Origin of the sequence: Chryseobacterium sp. Leaf201, assembly GCF_001421435.1 — a bacterium.
Lineage (GTDB): Bacteria > Bacteroidota > Bacteroidia > Flavobacteriales > Weeksellaceae > Chryseobacterium.
Genome location: NZ_LMKA01000071.1, coordinates 1 through 17938 on the forward strand (window position 1 = coordinate 1; position 17938 = coordinate 17938).

Consider the following 17938-nt stretch of genomic DNA (forward strand, 5'->3'; position numbering starts at 1 on the left):
TTACTATTATTACAGGTTTTATTATTAATTATTATAAGCTGTAAACAATATGAGTCTCAGGATTTAATTAACAGTAAATTTACTATTGACAAAAGTAGTGTAAAAGAAAATTCTTATCTTTCAAAAAATTTGGATCAACTTTTTAAGGCTGATGGACTGACCTATTTCGAACCTGATTATTCAGGAACAGCTTTTGAAAACTACTATGTGAAAAATATTGTTATTCAGAATAAATCAAATAGAAAGTCTAATTATCTTCTTTTCTTCAATAAGAATAATATTCTGACTGATACTTTAAAGATTCCTGAAAATCATATATATTCCTTAAATGTAGATTTTGATAATGACAAAAAGGGCGTCGCTGTAGGAATATTTGATCTTCACAAATCATATTTCAAAATAACGAACAAATTTGAATTAAATAAGAACTTAAAAATAAAACCGTTATCAATAAATACAAAAATCAACCATTGTCCTATTCCTGTTGAATTGTTATCTGAAGAAAATGTGGGGTTAGAAGAGCATTTCACTTTTGGGATAGAAAATCAGAAGCAAGTAAAAGTAAACGTAAAAGCTCCATCAAATGATTTTTCCAAATGGATAGGAAATTATAAGGCAGATATTGAGATTACAAGAACAGATGGAGACTACAATATAGACTATGTTATAAAGATTTTAAATAAAAATGATGTTCTGATAACTGAAAAAATTAATAATGAAGATAATAATGTACCCGATATTTTCATAAAATCGGTTTCAGGTGATCAATTAATTATGAAATCAAAAACTGATGATGCTGTAGAATATATCATTTCAAAAATTGACGGACAATATTATATAATGGGAAATACAGTTTATATGCTTAATCCTCCAAATGACAGATATGTATTAAATAAAGAGATGTAATTTATTGTTTTCTATTGAGATAATAAAAATATAAAATTCATCATCCCGACTGATATACCAATCTTAGAAAGAATCTGTAATGAAGCTTTTCTGTATCCGATGACAAATCGAATTAGATAAAAGTGTACATGATAAAGGCAGAAATGAAAATGTTCAGGAAAGATTACTCTGAATGCGCAGAAATTATTCAGAGATTAGAAAAGGCTTGTTTAAAGAGGTGAATATTCTCATTCCGTTAAACTTCTCCCGAAAAATAACGGTTTCTTCAACAAAATAAATACATCCGAAAACTATTTTGTAAAACAGAATTTTTAGATTAATTTGGTTAAAGCCAAAAACAAAACATATGACCGTTCATTTTATTCTTTCCGGGGAAACATTGGAGAGCATATCTGAAGAAATTAATCTTGAAAATCCGAAATACCTCAAAGAATTTCACAATGCACATTGTGCCCGGGAAGATATTATAAAGGACAGGATAATTGCCGGTAAAAAGTTATTGCTTCCTGACTTTAAAACCATTCATGAATACAACAGCAGGAATGACGCACCCTGTAAGGCTCCGGAACTAAATCCGGATATTCCCTTTTCTCCCGAAGAGTTCAGTAAAATATACACGGTCACCATTAATGAAACTGAGGAGAATGCACTGGAAAAGAAAAATACCAGGCTTACCTATACGGCCTCGGTAAAATGGGTGAGAAAAGAAGGGACATCACATATTTTCAATGTATATAAAAATAATTTTTTTGATGCAAAGGGAAGTATGATGTCTGATCTGGCTTCCGAATCCATCCGTGCCCTTAATCCTTTCATCGTCACCACAAATGAAAAAGGAGAGATCCTCAACATACAGTTGAACGAAAATGCAAGGAATCATTTCGAAAGAATAAAAGACCGCCTGCTTGATCTGTTCCCTGATCCGTATGCCGCAATGTACCTTGATGAATTTGAATTCGCCGTAATGAACAGAGATTTATTTGACAGGAAAATGAAAGAGGATATTTTCATGAACCTCTGTTTTGCCTCTTTAAGAAACAGATTTAAAAACGGAAAGTCTTTTTTACGCCAGTTTATCGAAGGAGAAAATATTTGGGTTGACCTGATGCAGAAAGTAGAAGACCGGACCGATCCGGCAGAAATTATCCTTCGTCAGAACGAAATACTTTATTCTGATCCACACATTGCCTTTGACGGAAAATATAATGTTCTGGCCGCAACTGGCCTGGTAAAAAAAGCTGAGGTCAGTTATACGGTAACCCGGGAAGATATTAAAACTTCAACTTCTATAACCATTGAATAAGAAATAACCAACAGTTTAAGACAGAGTCTTTTAAAGCATATGCTAAATCCTATGTCGTAAAATTACGACATCAAATCGTAGAACTACGACAAAAAATAAAATTGTTATTTAAAAAATTCCGGATCTGAAAATTCCGATTTATCTTTGTTATACAATAATCGAATCACAAAATATTATTAACAATTAAATTTACAATCATGGCAACAAATTCAAGAGGAATCTTAAAATTCAACGGCGGTGAAGGACAGAAATTATTAAAGCTGAACTACAGCGTATCAAGATCTACAGACGTTTCCGGAAGAGTGGCATCAGACCCGTCCAACGCACTGATCAAACTTACGGTGGAAGCTACGGAAAAATCTGACATTCTTGAAAGTTTACTGAACGGTAAATATAAGCCTACTACCGGCGAAATCACTTTCAACAAGTCCCACGAAGAAGGAACTTTAATTACTCTGACCTGGGAGAACGGATATGTGATCCAGCATGAAGTAGACTTTGATGCAGTAGACGAAAACAGCATGCTGATCAGTTTCATTGTAAGTGCAGAAACCATTAACTATGGTAATTCCGCTTACGCAGGACTTTGGCCGTCAACCTAAAAAAATTAACTTTGGTATTGAGAGCAATACAAAAGGTAAAGACTGTCCTTCACTGGCAGTCTTTTTTTGTCTGTAGAAATACTATAATGTTCTGTAACAGCTATGAATACAGCAGAAAATACAATGAACAGAGATGTTGTATCAGGACGGTCCGTTTAAATAATTTTTTTTAACTTTACTCATACCACAATCACAGAATTATGTCAACTACAACCGAAAATATGCAGGGGGCAAATTTCCGCCCGTCTCAGAATGCCGACGGCATTTCAGAAAACCACCATGCAGGAATCAACAGACTGGTGAAGCTTTCCCTTGTAATAGAAGGGAAAATAATCAGGTATTACAAGCATTTTAAACTGACGCAGAGTACCCGGCGGCACCATGAATTCAGTGTTACCTTAGGCTACGATGCATTGGGCGACCGCCAGACCCATACCCTTGAAGAAGCCAATAAGTTTTTAGGCAAACGGCTTACTGCCATTATTTCTTATAAAGATATCGATAACAGCCCGGAAAGGACATTTGTGGGCGTAATTACAGGAGTAGGTTTCAGCCAGGAAAGGATGAGCCTTGGAGATATTGTTTTAACCGGTTACAGCCCGACTGTTCTGCTCGACGGTGCGCCCCATATCCAGAGCTTTGGCGGTGAAACCCCCGTGAATATGGGCATTATTGCCAATGAAGTGATTAAACAGGGGATCGATACCAGCCGTTTTGATATCAGGGTGGATACCCATGACTATTCCCAGATTATCTACAGCAGCCAGTATGACGAAACCCATTACAATTACCTGGCAAGGATGGCTGAAGCCTATGGCGAACAGTTCTTTTATGACGGTGAAGTCCTTCATTTCGGAAAGCTCCCGCCTCAGAACAAACCGATCAAACTGATTTACGGAAGCAGTGCCCATAATATCAGGGTTGATCTGAAAGCCGTACATACGAAACCTCAGTTCTACGGGTACAACAGCAGTAAAAACGAGAAGCTGACCTCGGGTGAAACGCCGGTCCAGCATGTAGGCGAATTGGCCAAAACAGCTTATGCACATAACAATTCCATTTATAAAACCCCGGCCTTACAGGTTGCCCCGGTTAAAGCTTCCACCCATCTGGATGTGGAATATTCCCAGAAAAGTGCATCGGGAAGCCAGGCGGTCAATGTATTCTTATTATCGGGAGCAACCACGGTTCCGTTCCTGCATCCGGGCTGTGTGGTGGATGTGCAGATGCGCAAGCCGGACACCAATGAATCCTCTTATTTTACAAGGATCATGGTAACGGAAGCCACGCATGAAATTGATACCATCGGCCATTACACCGGAAGTTTTGAAGGCATTGCTTCTGATACTGGATTTTTGCCAAAACCCGAATTTACCGTTCCCAAAGCCGAGCCTCAGATTGCCACGGTTATTTCCAATACAGATCCGGAAGGACAGGGCAGGGTGCAGGTAAGGTTCGACTGGCAGACAAACGACACCACCCATTTTATCAGGATGATGAGCCCTGATGCGGGAGGAACCGACCAGGTAAACCAGAACCGGGGCTATGTCGCCATCCCGGAAGTCGGGGATCAGGTAATGGTTAATTTTGTGCACAGCCATCCTGACCGTCCTTTCGTGATGGGCGGCATGTTCCATGGCGGTGTAGGCTTAGGCGGCGGCGTGGACAACCGGGTAAAATCCATCCAGACGAGAAGCGGCCACAGGGTTGTGTTCACGGAAGATGAAAGCATTGTGATTACGGATAAATCAGGGAATGAGATCCATCTGGATACCACCGGAAGCAACATTACCATTACCGCTCCCGAAACCATGACGCTGAACTGTAAAAATATGAATATCAATGTTGCAGAAAATATGATGACCAATGTAGGAATGAATAAATCGGATGCCATCACCATGAACCACACGCAAAGTGTCGGCGCAATGAAAATGACTTCTGTTCTGGGAGATACCAGTCTGTTCATTACCGGAAAGCTCACGGAAATGATTGAAGGGGACGTGCACAGTGAAACCCTTAAGGAACGGAATGAGATTTCACATGAAGACATGAATCTTACATCAAGCAAGTACATCAATAAAAATGCTCAGGAAGAAGTTCAGAACAACAGTGGTGAAAAAAGTAAAAATTACTGATCATGTCAAGAACAAGAATCGTACAGGGAAATTACCTTAAAGTAACAGGAGGTGATCATAATATGTCTTCTGAAGGGAAAATTGTCTCAAATGCCAGCAATGAGATAAGGGAAAACGGCACCGGAAGCGGTGTCAGCTACGGAAGTTTTGAAAGAAAAGGAAGTACCGTAAATGAAGATTTTGAGATTTCCTTTTCGCTTAAAAAAGATAGCGGCTTCTCAACGGTAGTTCCTTTCGGGATACTGGATTTTGAAGGGAATTATGAGAATGCCAATTTTGTTTTTAATTACTCCCTGATGCTGAGCAATATAGATTCCCTGGAGTTTAAAGTGCTAAATGAAGACGGAAGTACTTTGTATGCCATTACCAACCTGCCTGAAATTGTGGTCACTGCAAGAAGGCTCCCTTTGCTGGCAGAAGATATCCTGAAAAAGAAACCTGCATATGAACCGCTGCAGCCTGTTAAAGTCTGGGACTGGAAAAGTGTTTTTGATCCCTATAACACCGCATCTTCGGATTATACTAAAATAGGATCTTACATTATATTCTGGGACGGTTTTGATAATAACGGAATTTATGACAGCTCAAAATTCAATAATAAAAAATTAAAAGCAGTGATTACGGCCAGTAAAAACGGCATACAGAAAAGCAAAGAAGTGGAATTTACCACACACTATGACAAGGTACAGTGGGTAGATGTGAAAATTGATAAAAACAATAAAAGAATAGATACCACGCTGCGGGTAAACTTACAGGATGGTGGGGCAGAAGGCCTGGAATGTTCATCCCGTCTGGAAGGTGCAAGAGATGAAACCCGCTGGGTAGAGCGCTGCCCGTGGGATAAAATTTCGAAGGAAGCTTTAGCATTTTATAATAAACCGCCAATAAAAACAAGACAAAGAACATATCAGGAATTATTAGATATAACATTACAGGGAATTAATCAGTTTTGGTCAAGAAATTCCAAAAATATAGGAAAAGGAGTAAATATTGTTTCTGATTTTTATGAAGTACATGTAAATGCAAATGTAGATGAGCAGGGATTAGCGGCACCAGAAATTGTTTATCAGACAAATTGTGAAGAAGGAAGATCCAGAAATTTTGAAGCTTCAAGAATTTTATTTTTTTATGAAGGATATTTATTTAGAAATGATTGGAATAAGTATCCTAAAACTCATGAAAGATTTAAAAATAAAGGTTGGAAATATGAAACAGCAAATATGGAAGATTATAAAATGGTATCTGCCCATGAAATTGGACATGAAATTCTGCTTACCTATGGAGGGCATATATACTCTAAAACCCATAAAGGAACATCACATTGGAGTATGATCATTCAGGATCCTGATGAAGATGCAACATATATTCCTCAAACAGGTGAAATAGATTTAATGAAATATTATATAGATTATTATGATATTTCACGAACAATAATAACAGAATTTGATTTATTGAAAGTAATTTGGCTAACTAAAATTAGAATAAAATGAAACTTATACTTTATATTTTTTGCTTCTTATTAATAGTCAATTGTAGCGAAAAAAAATATGTAATTTATAATGCCGTAAAAGGAAATATTATAGATGCTCATAACAGTCAGCCGGTTAAAGATGCCAAAGTTTTTGTTAATAAATCTTCTTCAAATGCCTTTGATACTTTAATAACTGATTCTAAAGGTAATTTTTTTATTAATGGTTTAGAATTGCCATATCAATATTTACATGATCAGCTTAATGTATCACCTGATTATTTTATTGAAAAATCAGGATATTTAACGAAGAAGATAACTGTTCGAAACTTAAAGAAATCAAAAAACAATAAACTTGATACCATTGATTTAGGAAATATCTCTTTAGAAAAAAGTAATTAGTGTATTGAAATAATGCAGTAAATCAATAAATGATTTAAGCTGAATTTAAATTACAATTTGTCAGATAAAGTATATATCAAACAATAAATTTTACATATAGCAGCCCTTGAAATAAGTTATACTATTGCATTTATTTGATTAACGATACTAATATGAAAAATATTTTTGTATTCTTGATATTGCCCGGATTTATTTTTTTAAGCTGCAGTAAACCTGTTGTGAAAAAAAGCTATTGCGGTTTTATCTATTGGGGGAAATATCTCATTAGCTCATGTGAAGGTCTTGGAACAGAATACAGATAACTTCTCTTATACAGACAGTAAAGGTTATTTTAAGTTAAAAAGGGCAAACTTAGAAAGGATTAATAATCTCGTTGTTTATCGTAAGAAGCATATTGATACCCTTAAGCTTCTGAGAGGCGGGGCGGCAGGAAGTAATAACAGTTATCTCTTTTAAGTAATAAAAAAGATACATGTGATTTAAACAGAGAAAGGATTTTCAAACTTCAAAGCCGATAGATCTAAACAATAAATAGGTTAAGGCTAATCAGCCAATGAAATTATGGTGAAGTCAATGAAATATCTATTATCAATAATAAGTTTAATCGCAATACTTAGCTGTTCAAGAAGATACGGATATATCTATGATGAAAACCGGAAGCCATTAAGAAATGTACTGGTTCAGGATATTCAAAATCCGTCCAATAAAATCTTAACGCAGGACAATGGTGAGTTTTCATTCTCAGACTGCGATGATCTGATTATAAGTAAGCAAGGCTACAAAACAGATACCTTGGAAAAGTTTGGATGTAAGCCGGCCGGAAAATGTTTTGATGGCCATATTTTTTATATGAAGAAAATAATTATTGAAAGGATTCCATGATATCTTCGCCATTAAAGAATCTATAATTCTATGTGAATTTAGATCACTTCATCAGGAGCACAATTGAAAAAAATTAATACATGAAAAATTTCTTATGGATTTTTATTATTCTGCTGTTGATAGGATGCAGTAAAAAATACATCATAATGCCTGCTGTTAAAGGAAAAATACATTCGAAAGCAGATAATAAGCCAATGGTCGGAGCCGAGATTTTCGTAAGTAAATATGCAATCAATAATATGGATACAATAAGAACAGACCATAATGGATCCTTTTTGTACAATGGCTTTTTGTAGACAATTATTCTGATGTTAAGAGTATGTCGACAATGGTGCAACATGTTTTTATTCTGAAAAAGAATAACAACTATAAATATATTGATGTTAAAAAATACTATAATAAAGATGACTATAATAAAAGAGATACAATCGATTTAGGAACAATTTATTTTGAGAACTTAACCTCTGTAAAAAAAGATGCTGTTCCGGAATGATGAAGAAAATTTAGAATACAGATTTATAAATAATACACCGGATACTGTTTTTATCAAAAAATTAAAATAAATTTAAAGGATAAATCTATAAATTTACAGTAAGATACTGCAGAACGGTATCAATCACCAAAACACCAACACAGAATATAAATGGGAGTACTAGTAACCAACGAAACGGTAAAACAGCTTTTTCATATTGCACAGTCCATTGCAAGAGAACATTACAATGCTACGTATGGCGCGCCGCATATCTTACGGGCGCTAATGCATAAAGATATCGGCCTCAATGAATTCTTAAAAAGCATAGATAAAGATCCTGGGTATTTTTATGAATGGGCAGATGTGCGGATTGAGGATTATCCCAAAACCAGCCATCTTCCTGATGAGGTGAAAGAAGATGAGGCCGTAGACCGTATTGTGGAAGAAGCAGATGATATCCGACTGAAACTGGGTCTGGATGAAATTACACCGGTCTGTATCTTAACAGCCATTGTAAAGCCGCAGGTTGCCTTTACGCTGCAGCAGCTGAAATCACTGCCGCTCAGGGAACATGAAATTTTTAACCTGTATAGGAAAGATACCCCTTATGAAAATTCTGAAAACGGAGAATTCTCTTCCCTGTTTTCAAACGGTTCCGATTATTCTGATAATTCCTTTCCTTCCATTAAAAACTATTGTGTAGACCGGACCGCTCAGGCGAGAAAAGGCGAGCTGGAAAATATAATCGGACGGGATAAAGAGCTGAGAATGCTGGTGGAAATTCTCTGCAGGAGAAGCAAGCCCAATGTAATTATTATCGGAGAGCCGGGAGTAGGCAAAACAGCACTGGTAGAAGGTTTTGCGACAGAGATTATTAAAGGAAATGTACCTGAAATGCTTAAAAATGCCACCCTTTTAGAGCTGGATACCGGAGCATTGCTGGCAGGGACATCGTATAAAGGTGAAATTGAAGACCGACTGAAAAAAGTAATCAATGAATGCAAAAAAATTGAAAAAGCCGTTCTTTTCATTGATGAGATCCATACCCTTTTAGATTCAAAAGGAAGCATCGGGAATGTGGCCAACCTCTTAAAACCTGAGCTCGCAAGAGGGGAAATTACCGTAATCGGGGCAACCACGCAGGAAGAATACAGAAAAATCATCGAGCCTGAGCAGGCTTTTAACCGTCGTTTTGAAGTGTTGACTGTCAATGAACCGGATGAAAAAACCTGTGTTAAAATGATTGATGTCCTGTTGGAAGGCTATAAAAAGCACCACGGCATTGAAGTAGAAAAAACTGCGCTTCCGGAATGCGTGCGCCTGGCAAAAAGATATGCAAAAGGCAAAAAGCTGCCGGATGCGGCAATTGACCTGTTAGACAGGACCATGGCAGCCATTAAAATGCTGGATGAACTTTCAGAAAAAGAACTGGAAAGCTGGAAAACCACCTATGAAGCTCTTCAGAATGAAGAATATTTAGATGACAAAGACAAAGCAGATGAACTGATCTGGAACTATAATTTATTAAGAGATAAAATCAGTCCCATTTTGTGGGGTTCCTTAAGTGAGCAGCCACAGATTGACAATTCCATGCCGGTAGAAGAAATCCAGAAAATAATAGAAGAAACGTTTGCTGAGCTTTTACAGCATGCATCAAAAAAAAGAGAAAAAGTAGACCGCCTGGAGCTTGCTGCTGTAATGGCTGCAAAAACCAATATTCCGATTGGTAAAATCCAGGCTCAGGAAAAAGAAAAGCTCCTGAACATGGAAGGCCTTTTGATGAACAGGGTGGTGGGTCAGGACCATGCATTGAAAATCCTTTCCGATGCTATTGTTGAAAACCGGAGCGGATTGAATAAACCCGGACAGCCGATCGGTTCATTCTTCCTCTTAGGCCCTACGGGAACAGGAAAAACAGAACTGGCAAAATCAATGGCAGAGCTTCTTTTCAACGATGAAAAAGCAATGGTCCGTTTCGATATGTCAGAATTTAAAGAAGAACACTCGGCGGCACTTCTTTATGGTGCGCCTCCCGGATATGTAGGGTATGAAGAAGGAGGGATGCTGGTGAATAAAATCAGACAGCAGCCTTATACGGTGGTGTTATTCGATGAAATTGAAAAAGCCCATCATTCCGTTTTCGATGTATTTTTACAGATTATGGATGAAGGAAAAGTTCATGATAAACTCGGGAAAGAAGGAGACTTCAGCAATGCCCTGATTCTGTTTACATCAAACATCGGAAGTGAGGAAATCGTAAAACAGTTTGAAGAAGGGAAAATCCCGGAATCATCCTCATTAATGCAGATCATGTCCGGTTCGGGCAGGTTCAGGCCGGAGTTTTTAGCAAGGATTACCGAAATTATTCCTTTTGCACCGATTACCGAATCTATTGCAGAAAGAATTTTTAATATTCAGTTAAAATCGCTCCATACCTCATTAACAAGATTGGGAATCACTTTAAAAATAAGTGATGAAGCCGTTAAAAACCTGGCGTTAGGCGGATTCAGCAGCAAATACGGGGCAAGGCAGATTTCCGGGGTCATCAGGTCCCAGCTGGCAAGGCCGATTTCAAAAATGATTGTAAGGGAAGAAGTAAAATCCGGACAGACCATTCATGCAGACTGGAATACAGAAGAAGACAAACTGAGCTGGAAAGTAGAATAACAAAAGAAATAAAGACAGGAGGCTGATCAGATGGACCTGATTGATCTGATCAGCCGTTTTTGTCAAATCAGAAATAATGACACCGACACTTAAAAATATTATTCAGATTCTCATAGTTCTGGCTTCATCTTTCATGAACGCACAGTTCCTTGCAGCTTCCGATACTTCCGAGAGCAGTGTAAAACGATACAAAAATATTATCCGTGCCAACAAGGATATTGTAGCTTTCATTGAGTACTCTTTAGTGGAAAAAGGGCTTCCAAGACATCTGAGGAACCTTGCTTTGATAGAATCCAATTTCAACAGAAATATTACGTCGGGAGCAGGTGCCGTAGGCGTCTGGCAGTTTATGACGGCCCACGCCAACCAGTACGGGCTTACCGAACAGAACCGGAATGACCTTTACCGAAGTACCAAAACGGCCGCAATTTCTCTCAGTCACCTCTATAAAAAGTATAACAACTGGGTAACGGTAGTGGCAGCCTACAACTGCGGCGAAGGGAATATTGCAAAAGCCATGACGGCAGCCGGATCTTCACAGTACCATATTTTTTCTAAATACCTTCCGGCAGAAACCATCAATCATGTTAAGAAATACCTTAATGCATGTTATGCAACCGGAGAGTTGCAAAGTGTTTTAAGCAACTACAATTCCTCGAGGATGAATACCATTTTCTTTGTCAACGGCGGAAGCGGGAAAAACAATGTTGAAATGGCAGAAACAGATATCAATGCAGGATTCAGCCTGAATGTGATTGCGGATGAGCTTGATGTTGATCTGAAAAATATCCTTGGCTGGAATCCCGGGATTTCCGAAGAACTACAGCAGAAAGGCGAAAGCACGCTGTACCTTCCCAAAGATGTAATGCCCGATTTTTTACTGAGGAAAAATAAAATACTTTCCAGATCACTGAAAGAAAGCAGCCCACAGAATGTAAAACCGAAAGAATAATAAAAGATATCCTTTAACCTATTCAAATCACAGGCAATATGAAAAAAGAATCACAAAATATACCGAACAGCACTTCTTTCCGTCCGTCCCAAAACGCCGACGGCGTGTCAGAAAACCACCATACGGGAATCAACAGGCTGGTGAAGCTCTCTCTTGTAATAGAAGGAAAAGTAATTAAATACTACAAACACTTCAAACTAACCCAAAGCACGAGGCGACACCATGAGTTCAGTGTTACGCTGGCTCACGATACCTTAGGCGACCGTCAGACTCATACTTTGGAGGAAGCTAATAAATTTCTGGGAAAACGGCTTACTGCCATCATTTCTTATAAAGATATTGATAACAGCCCGGAAAGGACATTCGTAGGGGTTATTACAAAAGTCGGTTTCAGCCAGGAAAAGATGAGCCTGGGAAATATTGTCCTGAAAGGGTACAGCCCGACTGTTCTGCTTGACGGTGCGCCCCATATCCAGAGCTTCGGCGGTGAAACTCCCGTGAATATGGGCATTATTGCCAATGAGGTGATTAAACAGGGGATCGATACCAGCCGTTTTGATGTCAGGGTGGATACCAATGACTATTCCCAGATTATCTACAGCAGCCAGTATGACGAAACCCATTACAATTACCTGGCAAGGATGGCCGAAGCCTATGGCGAACAGTTCTTTTATGACGGTGAAGTCCTTCATTTCGGAAAGCTGCCGCCTCAGAACAAACCGATCAAACTGACCTATGGAAGCAGTGCCAATGATATTTCCGTAGAATTGATTGCCGTACATACGAAACCTCAGTTCTACGGGTACAACAGCAGTAAAAACGAGAAGCTGACCTCGGGTGAAACACCGGTTCAGCATGTAGGCGAGCTGGCCAAAACAGCTTATGCGCATAACAATTCCATTTATAAAACCCCGGCCTTACAGGTTGCCCCGGTTAAAGCCTCCACTCATCTGGATGTGGAATATTCCCAGAAAAGCGCGTCAGGGAGCCAGGCGGTCAATGTATTCTTATTATCGGGCGCAACCACGGTTCCGTTCCTGCATCCGGGCTGTGTGGTGGATGTGCAGATGCGTAAGCCGGACACCAATGAATCCTCTTATTTTACAAGGATCATGGTAACGGAAGCCACACACGAAATTGATACCATCGGCCATTATACAGGAAGTTTTGAAGGCATTGCTTCTGATACTGGATTTTTACCCAAGCCTGAATTTACCGTTCCCAAAGCCGAACCTCAGATTGCTACGGTGATCTCAAATACAGATCCGGAAGGACAGGGCAGGGTGCAGGTAAGATTCGACTGGCAGACAAACGACACTACTCATTTTATCAGGATGATGAGCCCTGATGCGGGAGGTACCGACCAGGTAAACCAGAACCGGGGCTATGTAGCCATTCCGGAAGTCGGGGACCAGGTGATGGTTAATTTTGTGCACAGCCATCCTGACCGTCCGTTTGTGATGGGCGGCATGTTCCATGGCGGCGTAGGCCTTGGCGGCGGCGTGGACAACCGGGTAAAGTCTATCCAGACGAGAAGCGGCCACAGGGTTGTGTTTACGGAGGATGAAAGCATTGTGATTACGGATAAATCAGGGAATGAGATCCATCTGGATACCACCGGAAGCAATATCACCATTACTGCTCCCGAAACCATGACGCTGAACTGTAAAAACATGAATATCAATGTCGGGATGAACATGACTACCAATGTCGGAATGAATAAATCAGATACCATTATGGTTAATCATACCGAAAGTGTAGGCTCCATGAAATACCTTTCAACCGGCGCTGATTTTATGACGAACGTGGTCGGAAAAATGAGCCATTACGTAAAAGGGGATATGGAAGTATACGGTGAAAAAGAACATAAATTAACTTCCCTTAAAGGAGTTGAGGTCAACAGCGAAGGCAAAGTAGAGCACCACGCAGAAAAAGAGGTTCAGAACAACAGTGGGGAGAAATCTAAAAATCACTAATCATGAGCATTGAGTATTTTGTAGAAGGCAAGGCGGTTACTCGTACCGGAGGTGATTACAGAACTTACGCTAAAGAAGAGATCAGCCACAACAGTGCCGTTTCAGTAGAGCAGAAGGGAAACCAGACCGGGGTAAGCTACAATCCGGCTCAGAAAATAAATCCCAATGACAAGCCTGTCAATACCATTGATGTTACGCTTAATCTGTTTTTTGACGGTACCCTGAATAATAAGACCAATACGCAGGCCGGAAGCCGCCAGAGCTCTCCCCAGGGAAGCTATGCCAATGATTTCAGCAACGTGGCTAAAGGATATGATGCCATTGACCCGAATGCCCAGAATCAGGTTTCCTATTATGTAGAAGGAATCGGTACGGTGGATTCTAAATCGGATAACGATACCTTGGGCCTGCCGGTCCGGGGCGCAGGGATGGGAGTCAATGAAAGAGGTGTAAAAGCCAAAGCCACGAAAGGCTGTGTTAAAGGAGCGGAAGCCGTCCAGCGAAAATTTCCGGGTAAGGAAATTGATGTTCTTACGGTTAATGTATACGGATTCAGCCGGGGTGCCGCCGCAGCACGCCACTTTATGCATATAGCCGGAACTACTGTCAATTCGCAGATCATTTCTGATAAACAGATTTTGGTTCATCCGCCGGCAGCTTATGAGAAATCTGATGCCGAACCGGCACCTTCGCAATATATTTTAATTAATGAAACGGATTCGCCCTTGCTGCAGTACGGATATTTCGGAGCCTGTCTTCTTAATGAAAAAGTCAGGACCAAGCGGGTAAGATTCAATTTTGTAGGGTTATATGATACGGTAGCTTCCTATGGAGTTAACCACAAAGGAACATCGCTGTTTGGGCTCAGCATTGTTGATGATGATTCCAAACAGCTGGGACTGAATGCCGTGAAAAATGCCTCCTTTGTACTTCAGCTGGCTTCATCGGATGAATACCGGGACAATTTCAGTCTTACCAACATAGACAGTGCCGGGATCAAAGGATTACAGCTGACTTTACCGGGAGTGCATTCCGATATCGGGGGCGGTTATGTAAATAATGCAGAAGAGAAAGTGCTGCTTTACCAGCAAGCCAACAGCAATAGTGAATGTGAAAGATTCAGGAATATGCTGATTGATGAAGGATGGTTCAAACCGGGTGAGATCTGGATTGAGTCCCATGTTGTACCAAGCCGTGTGACCGTCATAATGTATAAACTCTGGGGCAAAAGAAATGTCTCCAATGAATATGATAAAGTTTCATTGCAGCATATGTTTTATTACTCAAAGCAGTTTGATGTAAAATATGACGAAAATTTGGTAAGCCGTCAGCAGATAAAGGACGGTTTTATTCAGGAAATCAGCAATAAACTGACTGCTAATTATATTTCCCAATGCAACAATCTGAGAAATCAGTATGTTAATGATTATAATGCCGGGAAGCATCCTTCGGCAGGACAGTATATCAATGAGGCAAAAAACTACTCTTACCTAGATTCGGATATTGATATTAAAAAACTGAGGAATCTATACCTGCACTGGTCTGCAAATCTTGATACTTTCGGGATGGGACCGGGAGTCTCCGGACCAAGGCCTGCCGCAGAACGAAAAAGATATATATTAAATGGATAAACTAAAAGCTTTTATTGTTGCACTGGGAATGCTCCAGCTTATCAATTGTCAGGATATGAAGAAAAAAGAAATACCAATGCCGAGTTATGATGTACAGATCTCCCATCCCTGGAATAATTACCTTGTCACGCCCGTAGAAGATGAAATTATGACGCTGGAAAAAGTTCCGTCCCATCTGCCTTACGGAAGCTCATCCGGAACATGGGGAGATTCCGGAAAAGGATTCACGGAACAGGGCGGTACCCCGATCGGAGCTGATATTGTCTATTTTTCAAATTATGAAGACACCTTTTATCATCTTAAAGTAGATTTTCCAAAGGATAAAGTACTGGCTTTGGTCCAGAGAGCATATTCCAACAACGAATCCGATTCTTCAGATGAGCCTATAAAAGAATTCATCAGCATTAAAGATGAACCCGATTACTATGAAAAATACAATAAGTCCGGGAAATCATATTACAACTTCGGTACCCTGACGTTCGGTTTTGCACCGAAAGGCATGGTAGTGGTGTGGTTTCGTTTCGGATATGTTTCCGTACAGCTGGGCGAATTCCAGGCTGAAGTGGTAAAAGATGATAAAAAATATGCGGACAGGATGTTCGCTAAAATCTCGCAGACCCGCGAAGAAATCAAACAGAAAATGTTTATGCCTGATGCTTCACCGCAGGAATGGAAAAACTACCAGAAAGTATATTCATGGGCACCCTTCATCAGCTCAGAGCACAAAGGGTTCCGTTTATTCAGGGTTCAGCCGGAATACTATAACGGTGAAAAAGAAATCATGCTGCGCCCCTGGGGCATAAAGCCGCCGGTAAAAGCAAGGGCTGTTCCCAAAGAAATTGCCTTTTTCTGGGAGACCGGAAAAGATGAAGCCTTTGAAGGCCGCGTATTCTTCAACTGGGAAAAGGTAAATGAGCAGTTTAAAAATGCCGGTAAAGATTTTAAGCTTGATTTTAAAATAGCCCCGGATAATAACAGTATGGAAATTATGATCAACAATCAGCCGGTTCCCACAGACAGCATTAGAATCTACAAAAGTAATTTCAGGTTCAGGGAATCTTACAAATAATATTGTTCTTAAATATAGAAAATTCAGAAACTGAGTTTACATTTCCCGGTGAAGTGTAAAATTTAAATACTGCTTTTTTGCTTTTCGATGATTTAGATATTTGATTATCAGGTGTTTTCTGTTTAAAATATTTCTAAAATCGTAAAACTACTACACCAAGTCGTAGAATTACTACAAAAACTGAAATTGCTGTATAAATAGTTTCACAGTAAAAAAAGGAGGTCTATCTTTGAATCAATAAATCATACAGAATATACCAAATCACAAAATATTAACGATTTAAATTTACAATTATGGCAGCAAATTCAAGAGGAATCTTAAAATTCAACGGCGGTGAAGGACAAAAATTATTAAAACTGAACTACAGCGTATCCAGATCTACGGATGTATCCGGGAGAGTAGCTTCAGATCCTTCCAATGCAATTATTAAAGTTACGGTAGAGGCAACTGAAAAATCAGATATCCTTGAGAGTTTACTGAACGGTAAATATAAGCCTACCACCGGTGAAATTACTTTCAATAAGTCTCACGAAGAAGGTACATTAATTACTTTAACATGGAACAACGGATATGTAATCCAGCATGAAGTAGACTTCGATGCAGTAGACGAAAACAGTATGCTGATCAGCTTTATCGTAAGTGCAGAAACCATAGATTACGGTACTTCCAATTACCAGGGTCTTTGGCCAAGCAGCGGTAATTAAAACCCGCAATTACCATATTAGAAATAAATTCATAACAGGACAGTTCATCTCATACAGAGTGAACTGTCCTGTTTTCTTTTGTAAAGAAACGGCTCCTCTGGAAATATAAGCTGAATATAAAGGCAATAACAGTTCATAAAAAGTTAAGAAATGTTATAAAATGACAGGTGAAAACAGAAATTTATTATCTTTATTAATCAATCCAAATTAATAAAACAGTATGGAAGCCTACAATTTTGAAACAGCGATTAAGCCCTTCTTCTGGGTCGCTTCAGAAAAAACTTTTTCAGTATGTTTAAATGCGGGAACGTATAAGCCCGAGATTTTTGAGTGGAGAAAAGACGAAGGTTTTGAAGGCAGTGGGTATGACTGGGCATCTTTGGCTAAAGTCTTTGTAGAAGAAAAAAGACCTGACCTTTCAGATCAGATTAAATTTGATCCTGAAGCCGATATGTTCTGTGCCTATTCATCAGACCCGGAAAGCCTGAAAGAATTTATTACGGAATTTAAGCAGGCCTGTGAAGACGAAGTGCAGATTCAGGATTTATTTTTAAAAGCAGAACCGGATTAAAAAAATTATATAGAAAGACTTCAGAAATGAGGTCTTTTTTGTTGTACTAAAGAAATCAACAAATATTTATAACCATCTACAATAGCCATCTGGTTTAAACTTTATGAAGTCGGTGATGAGCTTCATCAGACATTATACTTTCACATAAATATTTTCCAGCCCTTTCAACCAAATTCTTATCACACCTCCGGTTAAATA

14 protein-coding genes are annotated in these 17938 nt (G+C 39.1%); all 14 read left to right on the forward strand.

Going from position 1 to position 17938, the window contains the following annotated elements; translation table 11 throughout:
- Nucleotides 1-906: hypothetical protein (locus tag ASE55_RS20315; protein WP_056218749.1), on the forward strand; the 906-nt coding region annotated here is incomplete at its 5' end.
- Between the two features lie 346 nt (nt 907-1252).
- On the forward strand, nt 1253-2209 hold the full coding sequence (locus tag ASE55_RS10145) for a hypothetical protein (RefSeq protein ID WP_056218752.1): 957 nt from the start codon (nt 1253-1255) through the stop codon (nt 2207-2209).
- Between the two features lie 197 nt (nt 2210-2406).
- A complete protein-coding gene (gene tssD / locus ASE55_RS10150; RefSeq protein WP_056218755.1) occupies nt 2407-2811 on the forward strand; it encodes a type VI secretion system tube protein TssD in 405 nt (134 codons plus the stop codon).
- A gap of 200 nt (nt 2812-3011) precedes the next feature.
- Nucleotides 3012-4946 carry a type VI secretion system Vgr family protein gene (locus ASE55_RS10155; RefSeq protein ID WP_056218758.1) on the forward strand — a complete coding sequence of 645 codons (1935 nt, stop codon included), beginning with the start codon at nt 3012-3014 and terminating at the stop codon, nt 4944-4946.
- A gap of 2 nt (nt 4947-4948) precedes the next feature.
- Nucleotides 4949-6436 carry a hypothetical protein gene (locus ASE55_RS10160; protein WP_056218761.1) on the forward strand — a complete coding sequence of 496 codons (1488 nt, stop codon included), beginning with the start codon at nt 4949-4951 and terminating at the stop codon, nt 6434-6436.
- Nucleotides 6433-6816 (forward strand): carboxypeptidase regulatory-like domain-containing protein, encoded by a 384-nt coding sequence (locus ASE55_RS10165; RefSeq protein ID WP_056218765.1) that lies wholly within the window; start codon nt 6433-6435, stop codon nt 6814-6816. The genes ASE55_RS10160 and ASE55_RS10165 overlap by 4 nt, the downstream gene beginning before the upstream one ends.
- 573 nt (nt 6817-7389) lie before the next feature.
- A complete protein-coding gene (locus tag ASE55_RS10170) occupies nt 7390-7698 on the forward strand; it encodes a hypothetical protein (protein ID WP_056218767.1) in 309 nt (102 codons plus the stop codon).
- Between the two features lie 643 nt (nt 7699-8341).
- The gene (locus tag ASE55_RS10180; protein ID WP_056218773.1) at nt 8342-10837 is read left to right on the forward strand and encodes an ATP-dependent Clp protease ATP-binding subunit; all 2496 of its coding nucleotides are present in this window, start codon (nt 8342-8344) and stop codon (nt 10835-10837) included.
- A 76-nt stretch (nt 10838-10913) separates the two neighbouring features.
- Entirely contained in the window at nt 10914-11789 is an 876-nt protein-coding gene (locus tag ASE55_RS10185; RefSeq protein ID WP_056218776.1) for a lytic transglycosylase domain-containing protein, read from the forward strand.
- 38 nt (nt 11790-11827) lie between these two features.
- Nucleotides 11828-13765: a type VI secretion system Vgr family protein gene (locus ASE55_RS10190; RefSeq protein ID WP_056218779.1), complete on the forward strand. Its 1938-nt coding sequence runs from the start codon at nt 11828-11830 to the stop codon at nt 13763-13765.
- Nucleotides 13766-13767: 2 nt separating this feature from the next.
- Nucleotides 13768-15396: a T6SS phospholipase effector Tle1-like catalytic domain-containing protein gene (locus tag ASE55_RS10195; protein WP_056218782.1), complete on the forward strand. Its 1629-nt coding sequence runs from the start codon at nt 13768-13770 to the stop codon at nt 15394-15396.
- Nucleotides 15389-16465 carry a DUF2931 family protein gene (locus ASE55_RS10200; RefSeq protein WP_056218785.1) on the forward strand — a complete coding sequence of 359 codons (1077 nt, stop codon included), beginning with the start codon at nt 15389-15391 and terminating at the stop codon, nt 16463-16465. Before ASE55_RS10195 ends, ASE55_RS10200 begins: the two co-directional genes overlap by 8 nt.
- Before the next feature lie 293 nt (nt 16466-16758).
- Nucleotides 16759-17169 carry a type VI secretion system tube protein TssD gene (gene tssD, locus ASE55_RS10205; RefSeq protein ID WP_082474480.1) on the forward strand — a complete coding sequence of 137 codons (411 nt, stop codon included), beginning with the start codon at nt 16759-16761 and terminating at the stop codon, nt 17167-17169.
- A gap of 220 nt (nt 17170-17389) precedes the next feature.
- Nucleotides 17390-17740 (forward strand): immunity 51 family protein, encoded by a 351-nt coding sequence (locus tag ASE55_RS10210; RefSeq protein WP_056218791.1) that lies wholly within the window; start codon nt 17390-17392, stop codon nt 17738-17740.
- The last annotated feature ends 198 nt before the right edge of the window (nt 17741-17938 follow it).